Source organism: Anaerophilus nitritigenes, from assembly GCF_004138215.1.
GTDB lineage: Bacteria > Bacillota > Clostridia > Peptostreptococcales > Thermotaleaceae > Anaerophilus > Anaerophilus nitritogenes.
Map to the genome: position 1 here is coordinate 70808 of NZ_RYYS01000103.1, position 15412 is coordinate 86219.

The window sequence follows — 15412 nt, forward strand, 5'->3', positions numbered from 1 at the left end:
TACATGAATTACTCTTTCTTGGTACATAATAATTGAGAAGGAGCGTGATTATATGCAATTTTATGAAGTGATACAAAATAGAAAAAGTATCAAATCTTTTAAGAAATCACCCATTGAAAAAGATCGATTATCTAGAATGATTAATGCAGCTATGCAGTCACCTTCATGGAAGAACCATACATCTTACAAATTTATTTTAGTAGAAGATGAAAGAGAAAAAAGAGAACTATCAAAAGCTATTATGAATGAAACACCAGAAGCTTCAAAATCTATTGAAGAAGCTCCTATGGTAGCAGTAGTGGTAGGAGAACCACTAAATTCTGGAGTCATTACAGACAAAGAATATTACTTAGTAGATGGTGCTATTGCTATGGAACACTTTGTCTTAGCGGCTACGAATGAAGGTTATGGAACTTGTTGGATTGCTGCAGTAAATGAAGATCAAGTTAGAAACATTCTTTCTATTCCTCATGAATTTAGAGTCATTGCCATGACACCTATAGGAGAAGTAGAAGAAAAATCAGAACATGAGGATAAAAAAGATGTAAGAGAACATGTATTTATAAATCAATGGGGAAAAGCGTATACAGAGAATTCTTACTTAAAGAATTCATATATAGATCCTTCTTATACAGCAAATGATATACATCCTATACACTAAAGCATTATCCATTGGATAATGCTTTTGTTATAGATATGGTTTATTAAAAATAAACATGGAAAAATATTTAAATATATGAAACTTTTATTAAGTATTTTCGTCTAAACAATTAAAATGAAAAAAGGGGTGAGAATATGAAAAAAATTATATTTTTTTTCATGATATGTTCTTTATTATTTAGTAGCTTACAGCCTATACAATCCTTTGCACAAGAAGATGTAAAATTAGAAAAAGCCATCCAAAAGACAAAGAAAATTTTTGATATTCCTCAAACATTTACAGAATTTGAGTATGATATTTCTTCTTTTGAGGATGGAAGTAAATGGAATATGAAGTGGTATAGTAAAGATGAAAAGGAAGGACGAATAGAAGTTTCTGTAGATGAAAAAGAAAATATTACATCTTATTATAAATATAAGCCACGAGATTTTAAAAATAAACTTCCAGTGTATAATAAAAATCAAGGGAAAAAAATTGCAGAGAATTTTATTAAAAAAGTAGATGGAGATCTTTTAACACAATTAATATATGAGGAAAATACAATATCCGGAATACAAGGTACATATCATTATGACTATATAAGAAAAGTCTATGATCTTCCTTTTTATAAAGATAGTGTGTCTATAGGAGTAAATAGTTATACAGGAGAGGTAGAAAGCTTTTATAGAAATTGGAGTTATGATATTTCATTTCCAAAGCCTGAAAAAATTTTATCTAAAGAAGAAGCAAAAAAAGCTTTTAAAAAAGAATTAGGATTAGAGTTAATTTATAAATATAGATATGAAGATGAAAAAGTAAAGCCGTATCTTGTATATACTACAAAATATGGAAGAGACTACTTTATTGATGCTTTTACAGGAAAAAGAATAAAAATTACAAGACCTATCCTTTATAAGAATAAGTCAGCAATGGATGAAAGTGAGAGTGGAGGAGGAGGGATAAGTAGAAATGAAATTTCTTTAAATCCAGAAGAATTAAGAGCTGTAAAAGAAGCTGAAAAATTAATATCTAAAAAAGATGCAGAACAAATTGCAAGAAATGAAGAATTATTAGGAATTACAAAAGATATGGAATTATCTTATGGAAATATTCATAAAAATTGGCCCATGAAAGATTCCTTTACGTGGAATTTATCTTTTGCTAATAAAGAAGATAAGAATCATCAATATGTAAGTGTAGGAATAGATGCTTTTAGTGGAAAAATCAAAAATTTTTATATTGGAAATGATGAAGAAAAAGAAGAACCTATCTATGATCAAGATTATGCTAAAAAAGAAGTGGAAGAATTTTTAAAAAATTTCGTAGGGGAAAAGTATGCTCAAACTATTTATAAAGAAAATACAGAAGATGAAATAATAGCACAAAATGAAAAGTTATCTTATTATTATTTTACTTATGTAAGAAAAATTCATGGAGTACCCTTTGAAGACAATGCTATTCATGTAAGATTTAACGCTAAAACTGGAAAAATACAAAGCTTTGATATAAAATGGTTTGATATTTCATTTCCAGCTCCTAGCAAATTAGTATCTATAGATGAGCTATATAATAAACTTTTTGATGATATAGGCTTTAATCTTTTATACAAAGTAAGTAGGATAAATTCTCAAAAAAATGAGGAAGTAAAATTGGTATATGGAATAGATGAAAAGAAACCAGCTATATTTGATGCACATACAGGAAAAATACTACAATACAATGGAGATCTTTATCAGGAGAAAAAGAAAATTTTATACAAAGATATTGATGGCCATAAAGCACAAAAGGAGATTGAAGCTTTAAGAGAATATAATATAGGTTTTAAAGGACAAGATTTTAGACCAGATGATAAAATAAATCAAAAAGACTTTTTATACCTTCTATCACAAGCATTAAATCCATATGGAGAATATGATGATAAAAATCAAATGTATGAAGAATTGATAAGACAAAATATTATAAAAGAAGAAGAAAAGAAACCAGATGAAATATTAACAAAAGAACAAAGTGTAAAATTTATTATAAGAGCTTTAAAATATGATGATATAGGAAATATAAAAGGAATTTACAAATATCCTTTTACAGATGAGAAAAGTGCTGATCCTAATTTAATTGGACATATTTGTATTGCATATGGATTAGGTATTGTAAAAGGAGAAAATGGAGCTTTTCATCCAAAAGAAGAAATATATAGAGCAGATGCAGCCATAGAAATTTATAATTACTTACAAAAAAGCAGGTAAATCCTGCTTTTTTTTCATTTATTTGATGATATACTTAGGGTATAAAGATTATATTTTAGGGAGGATTAAAAATGATAGAAGAAAAAAAAATCCAAGATTTTAAAGCAGGAGATGATATTCAAAGTTTTTTTATAGTAAAAAAAATAGAAAAAAAAATTTCTTCTAACAATAAATTTTTTTTGGATTTAACTTTAGGAGATCAAACGGGAGAAATAAATGGGAAAGTTTGGGATTACAAAGAGGGTCAAGAAGAAGAATTTAAATCAGGAAGTTTAATAAAATTAAGAGGAAGTGTTTCTGAGTGGAAAGGAAAGCCTCAAATTAAAATAATTAAAATACGTTTAACAAATGAAGAAGATAACAAAAAAATTCAAGACTTTGTACAATCTGCCCCTATTTCTGCTGAGGATATGTTTGATGAAGTATATAGCTTTGTAAATAAAATAAAGGATGAAAGAATAAAAAAAATTGTAGATTATATTATTTTAGATTCTAAAGAGAAGCTTATGTATTATCCAGCAGCAAAATCGCTTCATCATGCCATAAGATCAGGGTTATTGTATCATGTATTGAGGATGTTAAGAACAGGAGAAAAATTAAGTGAAGTATATGAAAATATAAATAAGGATCTTTTGTTTGCAGGGATTTTACTTCATGATATAAAAAAGCTTGAAGAACTTAATGCAGATTCATTAGGAATTGCAGAATATAGTACCAAAGGGCAACTTTTGGGACATATCAATATGGGTATTGATCAAATTGGAAAGGTTGGGGAAACTTTAGAAATAGATGAAGAAATTATCATGATTCTTCAACATATGGTGTTATCACATCATTATGAACCAGAGTTTGGAAGCCCTAAAAGGCCTATGATTCCGGAAGGAGAATTGCTTCATTATATTGATATGATTGATGCAAGAATGTACGATATGGAGGATCATTTAAAAAATATTGAAGTAGGAAAATTTACAGAACCTATTTGGTCATTAGACAATAGAAGATTATATAAACCTACATTTTTAAAGTGAGTATAAGCTCACTTTTTTCTATAAAATGATAAGATCATACAATCATATATTGTTTAGATGTATTTGTTCTTCAAAAGAAAAGTTGTATAATAAAAAATAAAGATATTTTTAGGAGTATAGTAAAAAATAATGTATATAAAATAGACTATAGATAAGAAACATAATAACGGAAAAAAGTGGTATAATAATTTATTATAAAATGAGGAGGAGTATACATTGAGGGACTTGCCAATAGGTATATTTGATTCAGGGATGGGTGGAATTAGTGTCTTAAAAGAAATGAAAAAACTTATGCCTTATGAAGATTATATTTATTATGGAGATTCTAAAAACATACCTTATGGGACAAAAACAAAAGAGCAACTACAAAAGTTGTGTATAAAGATTGGAGATTATTTCATAGATAGAGGGGTTAAGGCAATTGTTATTGCATGCAATACAGCTACAAGTGCTTCAGTAGATTTGTTTAGAGAAAGATATAATATTCCTATTATTGGAGTAGAACCTGCATTAAAACCTGCTATAGAAAAGTATAATAGAGGAAAAATTGTTGTTTTAGCTACAGATGTGACTTTAAAGGAAGAAAAATTTGCAAAACTTATGGATCGATATAAAGATGAGGCAAATATTGTAAAGATTCCTGCTCCTAAGCTTGTAACAGTTGTAGAAAATGGAATTACAAGTGGAGAAGAAGCACAAAGAGCTATTTTAGAAACATTTGAAGGAATCAATATCAAAGAAGTATCATCTATTGTGTTAGGATGTACCCACTACATATTTTTAAAGGATGCTATGAAAAAAATATTAGGAGATAATATTGAGCTTATTGATGGAGGGGTAGGGACAGCTCTTCATTTAAAGAATATTCTTGATGAAAAGGGTTGGCTTAAGGAACTTAAAAAAGAAGGCACCATACAAATAATCAATTCATGTGATGATGAAAAAAAAATAAATCTTACTTATACACTATTAAGGAGCTGAGGATGATCCTCAGCTTTTGCATATAAATGGATAATTCACGTAAAAATAGAAACAGCTTTTTTTGAGCCAAATGGAGGAAAATGACGAAAATTGTAGAAAATATAATTATAAAAATAAACTAAGATCGGAGTTATGGAAAATATTACAATGGGTATTTATAGGATAAAAAGGGGGAGATGATATGTATGAAAGCAAAAACAAAAATAAAATTGTTTATTTTGGGGGCAATAGCTATCGTGATCAGTACAGTTACTATACAAATTACTGTGATTATGGAACAAGCTAAGGAAGAATTTTTTAATGTATACGGAGAATCTAGATTGAAGATTGTAGAAAATTACCTAAAAGATTCTTCTGAAAGATTAGAAAATTATATGTATGATTATGCACAGTGGGATGATGCATTTAATCACGTAGAGAAAGAAGATTCAAAGTGGCTACAAAATAATATTACCAAGTATTTATATAAAACTGATTTTTTTGGAATAGACATAGTTTACTTATCTAAAAAAAGTAATACTTATATGGAGTATTATGGAGATGAAATTTCTATATCTGAGTTAGAAAATACAAATGTATATAAAAAATCATTAAAAGAAAATAAGATGAGTCGTGAATATGTAATATTTGATGATACGATATATGATGTGGCAGTAGCACCAATTACTACGGAGGATCAAACAAAATCAAATGGAACTCTTCTTTTGGCAAAAAAAATAGATAAATTATTTTTAGACAATTTACAAGTGTTTGCTATAAGAGACCATGCAAAGAAAACAGATATTGTAAAACAAAATGATTTGAAACTTCCTATTGTACATAAAAAAAATAAAATAGAAATTTATCAACCTATAAAAAATCAAGATGAAGATGAAATAGCCTGGATTCAGGTAGTGTATAATCTATCAGATTTGAATCATTTTAAGTATAAATTATTTAAAGAAATTATGATGACTTTTATTGTATATTCTTTAATAGCAGGTGTGATTATTACTATTTTGATGGATCAAGAAATGAAAAAAATTTATGAAGTAATTAATAAAATCCATTCTATTGCAAAGGGAGATTATAAACAAAGACTAGAAGAGAAGGGGTCTTACGAAGTAAGAGAACTTTCTAAAAGTGTAAATATGCTTTCTACAGAAATAAAAACTATGATTGATAAACAAGAGGAAAATTATTTAGAATCTATTAAAGCTTTAGTAACTTCTTTAGAAGTAAAAGATGCTTATACGAAAGGTCATTCAGAAAGAGTATCTTTTTATGCCTATCGTATTGGAGAGCATATAGGCTATAGAGATTTACATATATTATCAAATGCAGCATTAGTGCATGATATAGGAAAAATAGCAATTCCTGATATGATTTTAAATAAACCAGGAAAATTAACAGAAGAAGAATATAATATTATTAAAAAACATCCTGATATGGGTTATAAAATATTAAATGATTCTCACATGTTTAATGATATTAAGTATATCATTAAATATCATCATGAAAGATATGATGGAAAAGGGTATCCAGATCAGATCAAGGGAGAAGATATTCCATTAGGAGCTAGAATATTAGCTGTTGCAGATGTATTTGATGCACTAACAAGTAATAGAGCTTATCGTAAGGCTATGTCTATTGATGATGCAATGAAAATTATAAAAGATGGAAAAGGAACTCATTTTGATCCTTATCTTGTAGAAGTTTTTGAAGAGATTGTATATACATTGCAGGAAAATGAAGAAAATTATGGTATACAAATGATATAACAAATCAGTGGATTGATAGAATATAAGTAAGGATCAATAGGGGAGTAGACTGTGCAACGGAAAATTACATATGTTATTATATGTATCTGCATCTTTGTTCTTGGTTCTTTATATAACAATGACAAGAGTGAATTGCCACTCTTGTCATTGTTATTCTATACTTCCTATTTTAGATACAGGGAAAATTCTTATAAGGGCTATTCCTTGTACTTTTTCTAAATCGATTAAACCTAAATTTCTACTATCTAAACTATTTCCTCGATTGTCTCCCATGACAAAAATTTTATCTTTAGGAATTTTTTCTATGTAAGTATCACCAAAAGTATACGCTCCATCAATATAATTTTCTTTTAGGTACTCTCCATTTACATAGACTTGTCCATCTTTAATAAGTAGCTCATCTCCTTCTACAGCAATGACTCTTTTAATTAAGTTTTTTGTTTCTCCCCTTTTAATTTTTTGAAAAATACTTAAATTTTCTAATTCGTCAGGAGAAAATTTTAAATTAGAAGAAAATGAAATAATATCTCCTTTTTGTACATTATGTGTATTTCTCAAAATAAGATAATCATGATCATCCAAAGTAGGATACATAGACATTCCATCTACAATGAGTGGAGTAACAAAAGTTGTAATAACAAAAGCGATCAGGATAGAGACAACAATAGTTTTTATCCATTCAAGGATTTCTTTCAAGAGAGACCCCCCTTTTTTTATGATTTTTACTTACATATTATATCATAATTCATGTATAGAATGATTTACAATTGAAATAAAATTTGTAAGTTAAAAAACCCCATATGGGGTTTTTACTCTTCATATACTAAAATATACTCATTAATCTTTACTTCAAATATTTTTTCAATTTCAGAATCTATTATTTTTTCAATATCATCACAACAAAATTTTGCTCCGATTCCACAATTAGAGCTTAATTTTCTAGGGACAGGCATAAGTTCGCAAGAAATATTATTCTTCTTTGCAAATCTATTAAATTTGATAGCTCCTGAATGAGTAAAGAACACTGCTATATAATTTTTTATAGAAATATTATTTTCTTGCGTAAATGATAAAATCTTCATCCACCTCTTTTATTTGAAAAGTATATCCAGTGTGCTTTAAAAATCTAGAAACATTATTTTTAGCTGTGTTATTATCTACTAAAATTTCTAGTTTTTCAGGATCATCAGAAATAGCATTTTTAGTCATCAAAACAGGTTGGGGACAAGACATACCTCTTGTATCTACTCTATCCAATCTTTACATCTCCTTTCACTTTTTTTGGTACAAACATTTCTGAATGTATATATCCTATAACTCCTACAACGATCAAACATACAATCACTGCAATTTGACCATTAGGAGTAGGTCCTTTTGGGCTAGATGCTAATCCGAAATTATGACAAATGGCAGCACCTATGAGCATACCCATAACAGTAATTACAGAATCTGTATTTCCTTCTCCAGATAAAATCAGTTGTCTCATAGGACAGCCACCTAATAATACAGATCCTAAGCCACATAAAACCATACCTAAAAAGTTCCAAAGACCATCATGAAAAGCAACAGGTTGTTCTAAAAAACCTACTTTAAGATATCCCAATGATCCATTACCTATAAGGCAAAATATAAAAATAGATACAAAACCTAAAAGTAAATAAGTATCTTTAAACAAAATAAAATCTCTTATTCCTCCAACCATGCAAAGTCTAGTTCTTTGACATAAGACACCAACGACTAATCCTGCTAATAAAGATATGCCTATAGGAGCATACATACTGCCGGGCCCTTCTTGACTAAAGAAAATAAAGGATGGAGCGCTAATGAGTAAAATCAATAAAAATATGTTGATGATAGGAAATAAAAGCCCTTCTCCATTAGAAAGTTTATAGTTTCTTTTTAAATTAAAGCCTTTGTTTAAGAAGAAAATGCCTATTAAAATTCCTACAATAAATCCTAAAATTCCAAAGATTGCATTTAAATCTCCTCCTCCTAGACGAAGAACCATTCGAAGAGGACAACCTAAAAACATTAAAGCACCAATCATAACTGTGATTCCTAAAACAAAACGAATAAAGGGAGAAGATCCTCCTTGAGGACGGAACTCTTTATTCATAAATGCAATGATAAAAGAACCTAAAACTAATCCCATAATTTCAGGTCTTAAATATTGAACGATCTCTGCTCTATGTAGTCCTAATCCCCCTGAAATATCTCTAATAAAGCATGCGATACAAAATCCCATATTAGCAGGATTTCCTAATTTTACTAACAAAACAGATATAATTCCTATAATGCCACCTGAAATGATAATTCCTTTTTTCTCTTTCATGTTCACCCCTCCTGTGATAGAATATTTTTAATATTGCATACAAGATAAGGTTAACAATTTATACAATAAATGTTAAATAAAATATTCTTATAGTTTAGCGAAGATCATAGATTTATTTTATGGGGGAATAAGTATGAATGTTTATTTAGATCATGGAGCTACTTCTTTTCCAAAAGCTCCTGGGGTTGTACAAAAAATGACTCATTATTTAAATAATATCGGATGTAATATCAATAGAGGAGCTTATGGAAGTTCTTTTGAGGCAGAGAATATAGTGTATGAAACAAGGGAATTTCTTTGTGAACTTTTTCATTTTCAAAAAAGTGAGAATGTAGTTTTTACAAAAAATATAACTGAAAGTTTAAATGTACTTTTAAAAGGATGTTTGAAAGAAAAGGATCATGTGATTGTATCTTCTATGGAACATAATGCAGTTATGAGACCTCTTCATGAAATGAAAGTAGAATATACAAAAGTACCTTGCAATTATTTAGGAGAAATTAATCCAAAAGATATAAAAAAGTATATAAAGCCTAATACAAAAGCGGTAGTAATGCTTCATGCTTCAAATGTATGTGGTACAATACTCCCTCTTGAAGAAGTAGGAAAAATATGCAAAGAAAACAAACTATTATTCATTATAGATACAGCACAAACAGCAGGATTTTTAGATATAGATTATGAAAAATTAGGAGCAGATGCTATCGCTTTTACAGGACATAAAGGACTTTTAGGGCCCCAAGGGATTGGAGGATTTTTAATTAGTGATGATATGGCGAATAAAGTAAATTCTTTGATACAAGGAGGAACAGGGAGTTTATCAGAGTATGAAGAACAGCCTATTTATATGCCAGATAAATTTGAGGCAGGAACTATGAATATTCCTGGCATTTATGGACTTCATGCAGCACTAGAGTATATACTCGTGCAGAGGCTAGAATATATACAAAAAAAGGAGCTAGAACTTTTAGGAAGATTCATAGAAGGGATAGGAAATATGCCTTATGTACAAATTATAGGAAAGAAAGACTTGAAAAATAGAACGAGTATACTTTCTATTGATGTAAAAGATTTGGATCAAGGGGAGATTGCTTATGATCTTTACAAAGAATTTGGAATTATGACAAGATGTGGTCTTCATTGTGCTCCATCTGCCCATCAAATATTAAAAACATTCCCAAAAGGAACCATAAGATTTAGCTTTGGACATAAAAACACAATAAAAGAAGTAGATTATGTCATAGAATCTTTACACAAATGCATAAAAAAATCTCATATTTAAAAAATTTATTTAGTTTATCAAAAACCCTATACTATCATCAAAAGTTCAAAATTCATAGAAAAATAGAAGAAATATTTAGATAGCAAAAAAAGCCTTGAAGATTCAAGGCTTTTTTCTTTGGTACCCCATCAGGGATTCGAACCCTGGACACCCTGATTAAGAGTCAGGTGCTCTAGCCAACTGAGCTAATGAGGTATATCTTTGACCTGGATATTATTCTACTCTTTTTTTTTATTTTTGTCTAGTATATAAAAAATAATCTATAGTTAGTTTTTATGAATAGATTTTGTTTATACAAAATAAATTTCTCGTAGGACGGTTTTATTTAATAGAAGGCATAACTTAAGCATATAGTTTGCATAAAACTCGATAATATTACAAAATAAGACAAATTATTTTAATAGGATATGTTAAGATAAAAACTATCAAGGCTAATAGTTATCTTGAATTGAGGTGATATAAACAGTTAATTAAAATCTATAAAAACATATAAAAACCTATTAAATAATTTACATATTTATGATATTATAATGTCAGAGGTGATGAAAATGTATTCAATAGGAAAATTTTCAGAAAAATTAGGTGTAACAATACAAACTTTGCGTAATTGGGATAAAGAAGGAAAGTTATCTCCAATTAAACTTGATAGTGGACACAGAAGATATACAGAAGAACATTTTATAATAGCTAGTAATTTAATACAAAAGCCTTTACCACGAAAAACTATTGTCTATGCAAGAGTATCTTCAAATAAACAAAAGAATGAATTAGAACATCAACTTGAAAACATAAAACAATTTTGTATTGTAAAGGGGTACGTTATAGATGAAATATTTTCAGATACAGGAAGTGCTTTAAACTATAATAGACCTAAATTTCAAAAAATGTGGGATTTGATTTTAGCTAATCAAGTTGAAAGAGTGATAATTGCTTATAAGGATAGATTTGTACGATTTGGCTATGACTTCTTTGAAAGTATTTGTAAAAAATTTAATGTAGAAGTAATAGTTATGAATAATGCAGAAGAAAAAACTTATGAGCAAGAAATGGTTGAAGATTTAATGACAATAGTTCATGTTTTTTCTGCTAGACTCTATGGAAGCAGAAGTTATAAGCAAAAGAAAATAGAAAAAGTGGTAAAGGAGGTTGTTGAAAGTGGGTTTCAAGAAGAAAAATGAAGATAGTGTTGTATTATGTAAAAAAATTCAAATATATCCCACAAAAGAACAGATAGCAGATATAGAACGGGATAGCTTTTTATGCAAAATACTATATAATACTTATCTAACTCAAAGAAAAGAATATTATATTTGTTATAATACAACAATGAAAATGACAGAGCAAAGAAGTCAAATTCCACTACTTCGTGAACAAAATACTGATTATGCTAAAGTTTATGCGAAACATCTTCATGCTGTTTGTATGGATTTAGACGAAGATTATAAAGGTTGCATTAAAAAGAGAAGCAAGGGAGAAAAAACAAAACTTCCGAGATATAAAAATAAAAACTATTTTTATCCAATTAAAACACCTAAGCAATATGTAAAAATCAAACAAGATAAAATCAAACTAGGCTTTTATGAATTAAAGGTGGATGTTAATGAGATACCAGAAAATTATGGAGAAGTTTGGATTAGTAAAGTTAGAAATAAATATATAATTTCAATAACTTATGAAGCTAATAAAAAAGAAAATAGCAATTCCACTACCTTAGCAATTGATTTGGGAATTTCTAAACTTGTAACGGGAATAAATCAAAATGGAGAAGTAATTGAAATTGTAAATCCAAGATATGATAAGTATTGGAATAAAAAAACAGATAAAGTAAGGTCAATGAGAGATACAAAGAAGAAAGGAAGTAAAAGATATAAAAAATTAACTAATACCTTAAATAGACTATATGAAAACCGAAGAAAACAACAAGAACATTTTATTCATACTATAACAAAATATTTAGTATTAAATAATAAAGAATTAATTCTTGGAGATTTATCACAAGAGCAAATGGTTAAAAAATCGAATTTAACAAAACTGAACAGAAGTATAAAGGAAAATTGGGGTTTAGGTAAGTTTAAAACGTTTTTAACATACAAGGCAAAATTGCAGGATGTTAATGTGGTTTATATAAATGAAGCCTATACTTCTAAAACTTGTTCAAACTGTGGAAATAAACAAGATATGGGGTTATCTAAAAGAACTTATACGTGTGAATGTGGTATGACATTAGACAGAGACATTAATTCAAGTATTAACATTTTTAACAGGTTTAAAGAAGATACTGAATTGAATTATAAAAATATAAATCAAGTAACTATTCTTCATTTTCACTATGGAAAATTAAGTGCTTGATTTTTAGAAAGGAAGTGAACAAAAGTACCGTCGGCTTACGGTATAGTATTGTAGAGAAATGCTATTATATACACTAATAGTAATATTGAGTGTATGAATAAAATCTATAATCTTTATATATTTATTTAGATTTTTATAGATTTTATAGAGCTGTTACTATGAATTTAAAAATTGTTCTTGGAGAAGATGATGAGATTTTTAGAAAGTCATTAATTAAAGAAATTACAGATATAGATGGATTTGAGATTGTATATTTTACAGAAGATGGAGAGGATTTTTTAAGGGCGATAAGAAAAATAAGACCTGAAATTATGATTACAGATATAGATATGCCCAAATTAAGTGGAATAGAGGTAGCTAAAAAGATACGAAGTGAGTTACCAGATATAGAAATAGTATTTATTACTTCTTATAGTGAGTATATAAAAGAGGCGATAGAGGTATATGCATTTGATTATATAGAAAAGCCAATAGACAAAAACAGGCTATTAAAAACCTTAAAACGATTAAAGAGCAGATATAGGGAAGAAGAAAATTTTTATTCATTTAAAGTAAAAGATGGATATATCAATATTAGGGTGGAAGATATATATATGGTAGAAGCAAATAAAAAGAAATCTATAATATATACATCTAAAGACAAATATATAGTTAATCATTCTTTAAAAGAAGTAGAGGAAATATTAACACATAAAAACTTCTTTAAGACCAGTAGGGCTTATATTGTTAATATTACAAAGATTGTATCAATTCATTCTATGTCTAGGACTTCCCTAGAAATCGCATTTCGTAATCAAAACTATAAAGCTCAATTATCTAAAAGCTTGTTATCAGAATTGCGAAAAATGATTTAGATAGGAGTTGCTTAGGATGGAAAATCATATAGTTTTAAAGATTCTATTATTTTCAACCCCACAATTTTTTGTAAGTATTCTTATGACTTATGGTTTTTTAGGAAAGAAAATGAACTTTAAAATATGGACATGGATTAGTATAGTGGTAGCTATAAGTCAACATTTTATAAGAGAAAATATAGATAATTTTATTATATATACGATTATACTTTTGTGGATAGATATAATAATAGGAATTATGGTAAATAAGGGATATATATTTAAATGGATTATATCCGTATTATTGAGTGAGTCTATAAGTGCTACATTAGAGTTTGTTTTTATTCAATTATTAATATTAATTTTTAATATCAATCCATTAGATTTTAGTAAAGATATGATGTTAGCTTTTAAATGTTTTATACCACAAATTATAGTACATTTTTTAATAGCAATAATAGTGTATCGTAAAAGGATAACGGTGTTTGTAGAAAATAGGTGATGTAGATGAATCATACATGGGAAAGAAAGTATAAAAGAATTATAGTGTATCTGATCATTCAAACACTATTATTAAGTATACTTGTGAACAATGATTTTATGAAAAGATTAAATTATTTTCAGTCAAAGCATATGGCAGTAATAGAGTTGTTATTAGGAATTGTAATATTGATTATGCATATACTTATTATATTTATTATAAAGGACTTATATAAAACATGGAAAGAAGAGGGAGAGTATAATACGAACAAGGTGAAATATAATTTTATACAAGAAGAAAATAGAAGATATATAAAACATAAGCATGATATTAAAAATCATATCCTAGTTATGCGTAAATTATTAGAAGATCAAGAGCATGATAAATTAAACAACTACATATGTCATTATAGTAGGGAAATAGACAATATACTTATAACGGTAGATGTGGGTTGTACGGAATTAGATATTTTAATATATTCAAAAATTAAAGAAGCAAGGAAATTAGATATAGGGGTAGAATTTAAAAATAAGACATATATTCATTGTAATAAAAATAAAATAATACCTTTAGTTTCCATATTATCTAATCTATTAGATAATACTATTGATGCTTGTAAGGAGATCCCTAAAGAAGGAAGAAAAATTTTTATAACTATAGAATCGAATCCATTAGATTATATATTTATTATTAAGAATAGATATGATAATAAAAATATTAATATGGATGAAATATACAAGGAGGGATTTTCTACAAAAGAAAATAGAGGTAGGGGATATGGAATATCTATTATAAAAGAAAGGGTACAGAAGTTAGAAGGTGATTTAGATATATTTCTCGACAATGATTATTTTGTGGTTAAAATTTCAATTCCTAAGTTTATAATGGAGTGATATAAATGATAAATATAGAAAATATATCAGAAAAAATCTTTAGTTTAGCTATATTTAGTCAAGTAGATAATACTCAACGATTAAAGGCTCAATATGGCTTTAGTGTAGTTTTAGGTATCATTATTGAATTTCTTATAGCATCTAGTATTTCTTATTTTTTAGGTGTATTTAAATATTTATGGCCTATGATGATAACGGCATTAATATTCAAAGAAACAGTTATAAGTCAACATTGTACTAGTTTTGATAGATGTATAGTATTTACTTGTATATATTTTTTAGGGGCATCATTTATTATGAAATATATGTGTAAATTTTATCTATATACAATAGAATGGGTAATTGTTTCAATATGTATTTTAAACTTCTCCATATTATTGATACAAAGAGCTATGAAAGGATTTCATTTGATAGTAATTTTATATATTTGTATGATTTGCATATATTTTATTAATAAAAATTATTTAATATACATGTTATCTATATTTATAGGTTGTTTTTTAAAGATTTTTTCATGTACAAAGATAGGAAAATCATTTGTAATTTTTTGTGATCATTTATTGATGAAAGTAGGAATTAAATAAAAATTG

General features: G+C 27.5%; 16 protein-coding genes and 1 tRNA gene. 12 read left to right on the plus strand and 5 right to left on the minus strand.

Annotation, left to right across the window (positions count from 1 at the left end; translation table 11 throughout):
• The first annotated feature begins 52 nt into the window (after positions 1-52).
• The 5 genes from EK368_RS14010 to EK368_RS14030 all read left to right on the plus strand — a co-directional run bounded on the left by EK368_RS14010 (position 53) and on the right by EK368_RS14030 (position 6652).
• Positions 53-661 (plus strand): nitroreductase family protein, encoded by a 609-nt coding sequence (locus tag EK368_RS14010; protein WP_129600724.1) that lies wholly within the window; start codon positions 53-55, stop codon positions 659-661.
• Positions 662-795: 134 nt separating this feature from the next.
• On the plus strand, positions 796-2883 hold the full coding sequence (locus EK368_RS14015; protein ID WP_129600726.1) for a YcdB/YcdC domain-containing protein: 2088 nt from the start codon (positions 796-798) through the stop codon (positions 2881-2883).
• A gap of 71 nt (positions 2884-2954) precedes the next feature.
• A complete protein-coding gene (locus tag EK368_RS14020; RefSeq protein WP_165000475.1) occupies positions 2955-3911 on the plus strand; it encodes a 3'-5' exoribonuclease YhaM family protein in 957 nt (318 codons plus the stop codon).
• Between the two features lie 216 nt (positions 3912-4127).
• Positions 4128-4892, plus strand: coding sequence for a glutamate racemase (gene murI, locus EK368_RS14025; protein WP_243109434.1), 765 nt, complete (start codon positions 4128-4130; stop codon positions 4890-4892).
• Between the two features lie 185 nt (positions 4893-5077).
• Complete coding sequence (locus tag EK368_RS14030; RefSeq protein ID WP_165000476.1) at positions 5078-6652, plus strand: HD domain-containing phosphohydrolase; 1575 nt, start codon at positions 5078-5080, stop codon at positions 6650-6652.
• A gap of 150 nt (positions 6653-6802) precedes the next feature.
• On the opposite strand, the gene lepB is transcribed toward EK368_RS14030, so the two are convergent.
• The 4 genes from lepB to yedE form a co-directional block, all read right to left on the minus strand.
• Positions 6803-7348, minus strand: coding sequence for a signal peptidase I (gene lepB / locus EK368_RS14035; protein ID WP_243109435.1), 546 nt, complete (start codon positions 7346-7348; stop codon positions 6803-6805).
• A gap of 113 nt (positions 7349-7461) precedes the next feature.
• The gene (locus tag EK368_RS14040) at positions 7462-7734 is read right to left on the minus strand and encodes a putative Se/S carrier protein (RefSeq protein ID WP_129600732.1); all 273 of its coding nucleotides are present in this window, start codon (positions 7732-7734) and stop codon (positions 7462-7464) included.
• Positions 7703-7909 (minus strand): sulfurtransferase TusA family protein, encoded by a 207-nt coding sequence (locus EK368_RS14045; protein WP_129600734.1) that lies wholly within the window; start codon positions 7907-7909, stop codon positions 7703-7705. The genes EK368_RS14040 and EK368_RS14045 overlap by 32 nt, the downstream gene beginning before the upstream one ends.
• Positions 7902-8984, minus strand: a complete 1083-nt coding sequence (gene yedE, locus EK368_RS14050) for a YedE family putative selenium transporter (RefSeq protein ID WP_129600736.1) — start codon at positions 8982-8984, stop codon at positions 7902-7904. The genes EK368_RS14045 and yedE overlap by 8 nt, the downstream gene beginning before the upstream one ends.
• 133 nt (positions 8985-9117) lie before the next feature.
• Here yedE and EK368_RS14055 point away from each other — a divergent pair, with 133 nt between their 5' ends.
• A complete protein-coding gene (locus EK368_RS14055) occupies positions 9118-10266 on the plus strand; it encodes an aminotransferase class V-fold PLP-dependent enzyme (protein ID WP_129600739.1) in 1149 nt (382 codons plus the stop codon).
• Between the two features lie 118 nt (positions 10267-10384).
• On the opposite strand, the gene EK368_RS14060 is transcribed toward EK368_RS14055, so the two are convergent.
• A tRNA-Lys gene (locus EK368_RS14060) sits at positions 10385-10461 on the minus strand.
• Positions 10462-10814: 353 nt separating this feature from the next.
• Here EK368_RS14060 and EK368_RS14065 point away from each other — a divergent pair.
• The 6 genes from EK368_RS14065 (at position 10815) to EK368_RS14090 (ending at position 15406) form a co-directional block, all read left to right on the plus strand.
• Positions 10815-11444, plus strand: a complete 630-nt coding sequence (locus EK368_RS14065) for an IS607 family transposase (protein WP_129600741.1) — start codon at positions 10815-10817, stop codon at positions 11442-11444.
• A complete protein-coding gene (locus EK368_RS14070) occupies positions 11422-12615 on the plus strand; it encodes an RNA-guided endonuclease InsQ/TnpB family protein (protein WP_129600743.1) in 1194 nt (397 codons plus the stop codon). The genes EK368_RS14065 and EK368_RS14070 overlap by 23 nt, the downstream gene beginning before the upstream one ends.
• A gap of 158 nt (positions 12616-12773) precedes the next feature.
• Positions 12774-13469, plus strand: coding sequence for a LytR/AlgR family response regulator transcription factor (locus EK368_RS14075; protein ID WP_129600745.1), 696 nt, complete (start codon positions 12774-12776; stop codon positions 13467-13469).
• Between the two features lie 16 nt (positions 13470-13485).
• Positions 13486-13950, plus strand: a complete 465-nt coding sequence (locus EK368_RS14080) for a hypothetical protein (protein ID WP_129600747.1) — start codon at positions 13486-13488, stop codon at positions 13948-13950.
• A 5-nt stretch (positions 13951-13955) separates the two neighbouring features.
• A complete protein-coding gene (locus EK368_RS14085) occupies positions 13956-14822 on the plus strand; it encodes a sensor histidine kinase (RefSeq protein ID WP_129600749.1) in 867 nt (288 codons plus the stop codon).
• Positions 14823-14827: 5 nt separating this feature from the next.
• On the plus strand, positions 14828-15406 hold the full coding sequence (locus EK368_RS14090) for an accessory gene regulator B family protein (RefSeq protein WP_129600751.1): 579 nt from the start codon (positions 14828-14830) through the stop codon (positions 15404-15406).
• Positions 15407-15412: the final 6 nt, after the last annotated feature.

Bases quoted from the DNA above. Each gene is read 5' to 3' on its own strand.
- EK368_RS14010 (WP_129600724.1), top strand. From the start codon at position 53: ATGCAATTTTATGAAGTGATACAAAATAGAAAAAGTATCAAATCTTTT.
- EK368_RS14015 (WP_129600726.1), top strand. From the start codon at position 796: ATGAAAAAAATTATATTTTTTTTCATGATATGTTCTTTATTATTTAGT.
- EK368_RS14020 (WP_165000475.1), top strand. From the start codon at position 2,955: ATGATAGAAGAAAAAAAAATCCAAGATTTTAAAGCAGGAGATGATATT.
- EK368_RS14030 (WP_165000476.1), top strand. From the start codon at position 5,078: ATGAAAGCAAAAACAAAAATAAAATTGTTTATTTTGGGGGCAATAGCT.
- EK368_RS14040 (WP_129600732.1), bottom strand. From the start codon at position 7,734: ATGAAGATTTTATCATTTACGCAAGAAAATAATATTTCTATAAAAAAT.
- yedE (WP_129600736.1), bottom strand. From the start codon at position 8,984: ATGAAAGAGAAAAAAGGAATTATCATTTCAGGTGGCATTATAGGAATT.
- EK368_RS14055 (WP_129600739.1), top strand. From the start codon at position 9,118: ATGAATGTTTATTTAGATCATGGAGCTACTTCTTTTCCAAAAGCTCCT.
- EK368_RS14065 (WP_129600741.1), top strand. From the start codon at position 10,815: ATGTATTCAATAGGAAAATTTTCAGAAAAATTAGGTGTAACAATACAA.
- EK368_RS14075 (WP_129600745.1), top strand. From the start codon at position 12,774: ATGAATTTAAAAATTGTTCTTGGAGAAGATGATGAGATTTTTAGAAAG.
- EK368_RS14080 (WP_129600747.1), top strand. From the start codon at position 13,486: ATGGAAAATCATATAGTTTTAAAGATTCTATTATTTTCAACCCCACAA.
- EK368_RS14085 (WP_129600749.1), top strand. From the start codon at position 13,956: ATGAATCATACATGGGAAAGAAAGTATAAAAGAATTATAGTGTATCTG.
- EK368_RS14090 (WP_129600751.1), top strand. From the start codon at position 14,828: ATGATAAATATAGAAAATATATCAGAAAAAATCTTTAGTTTAGCTATA.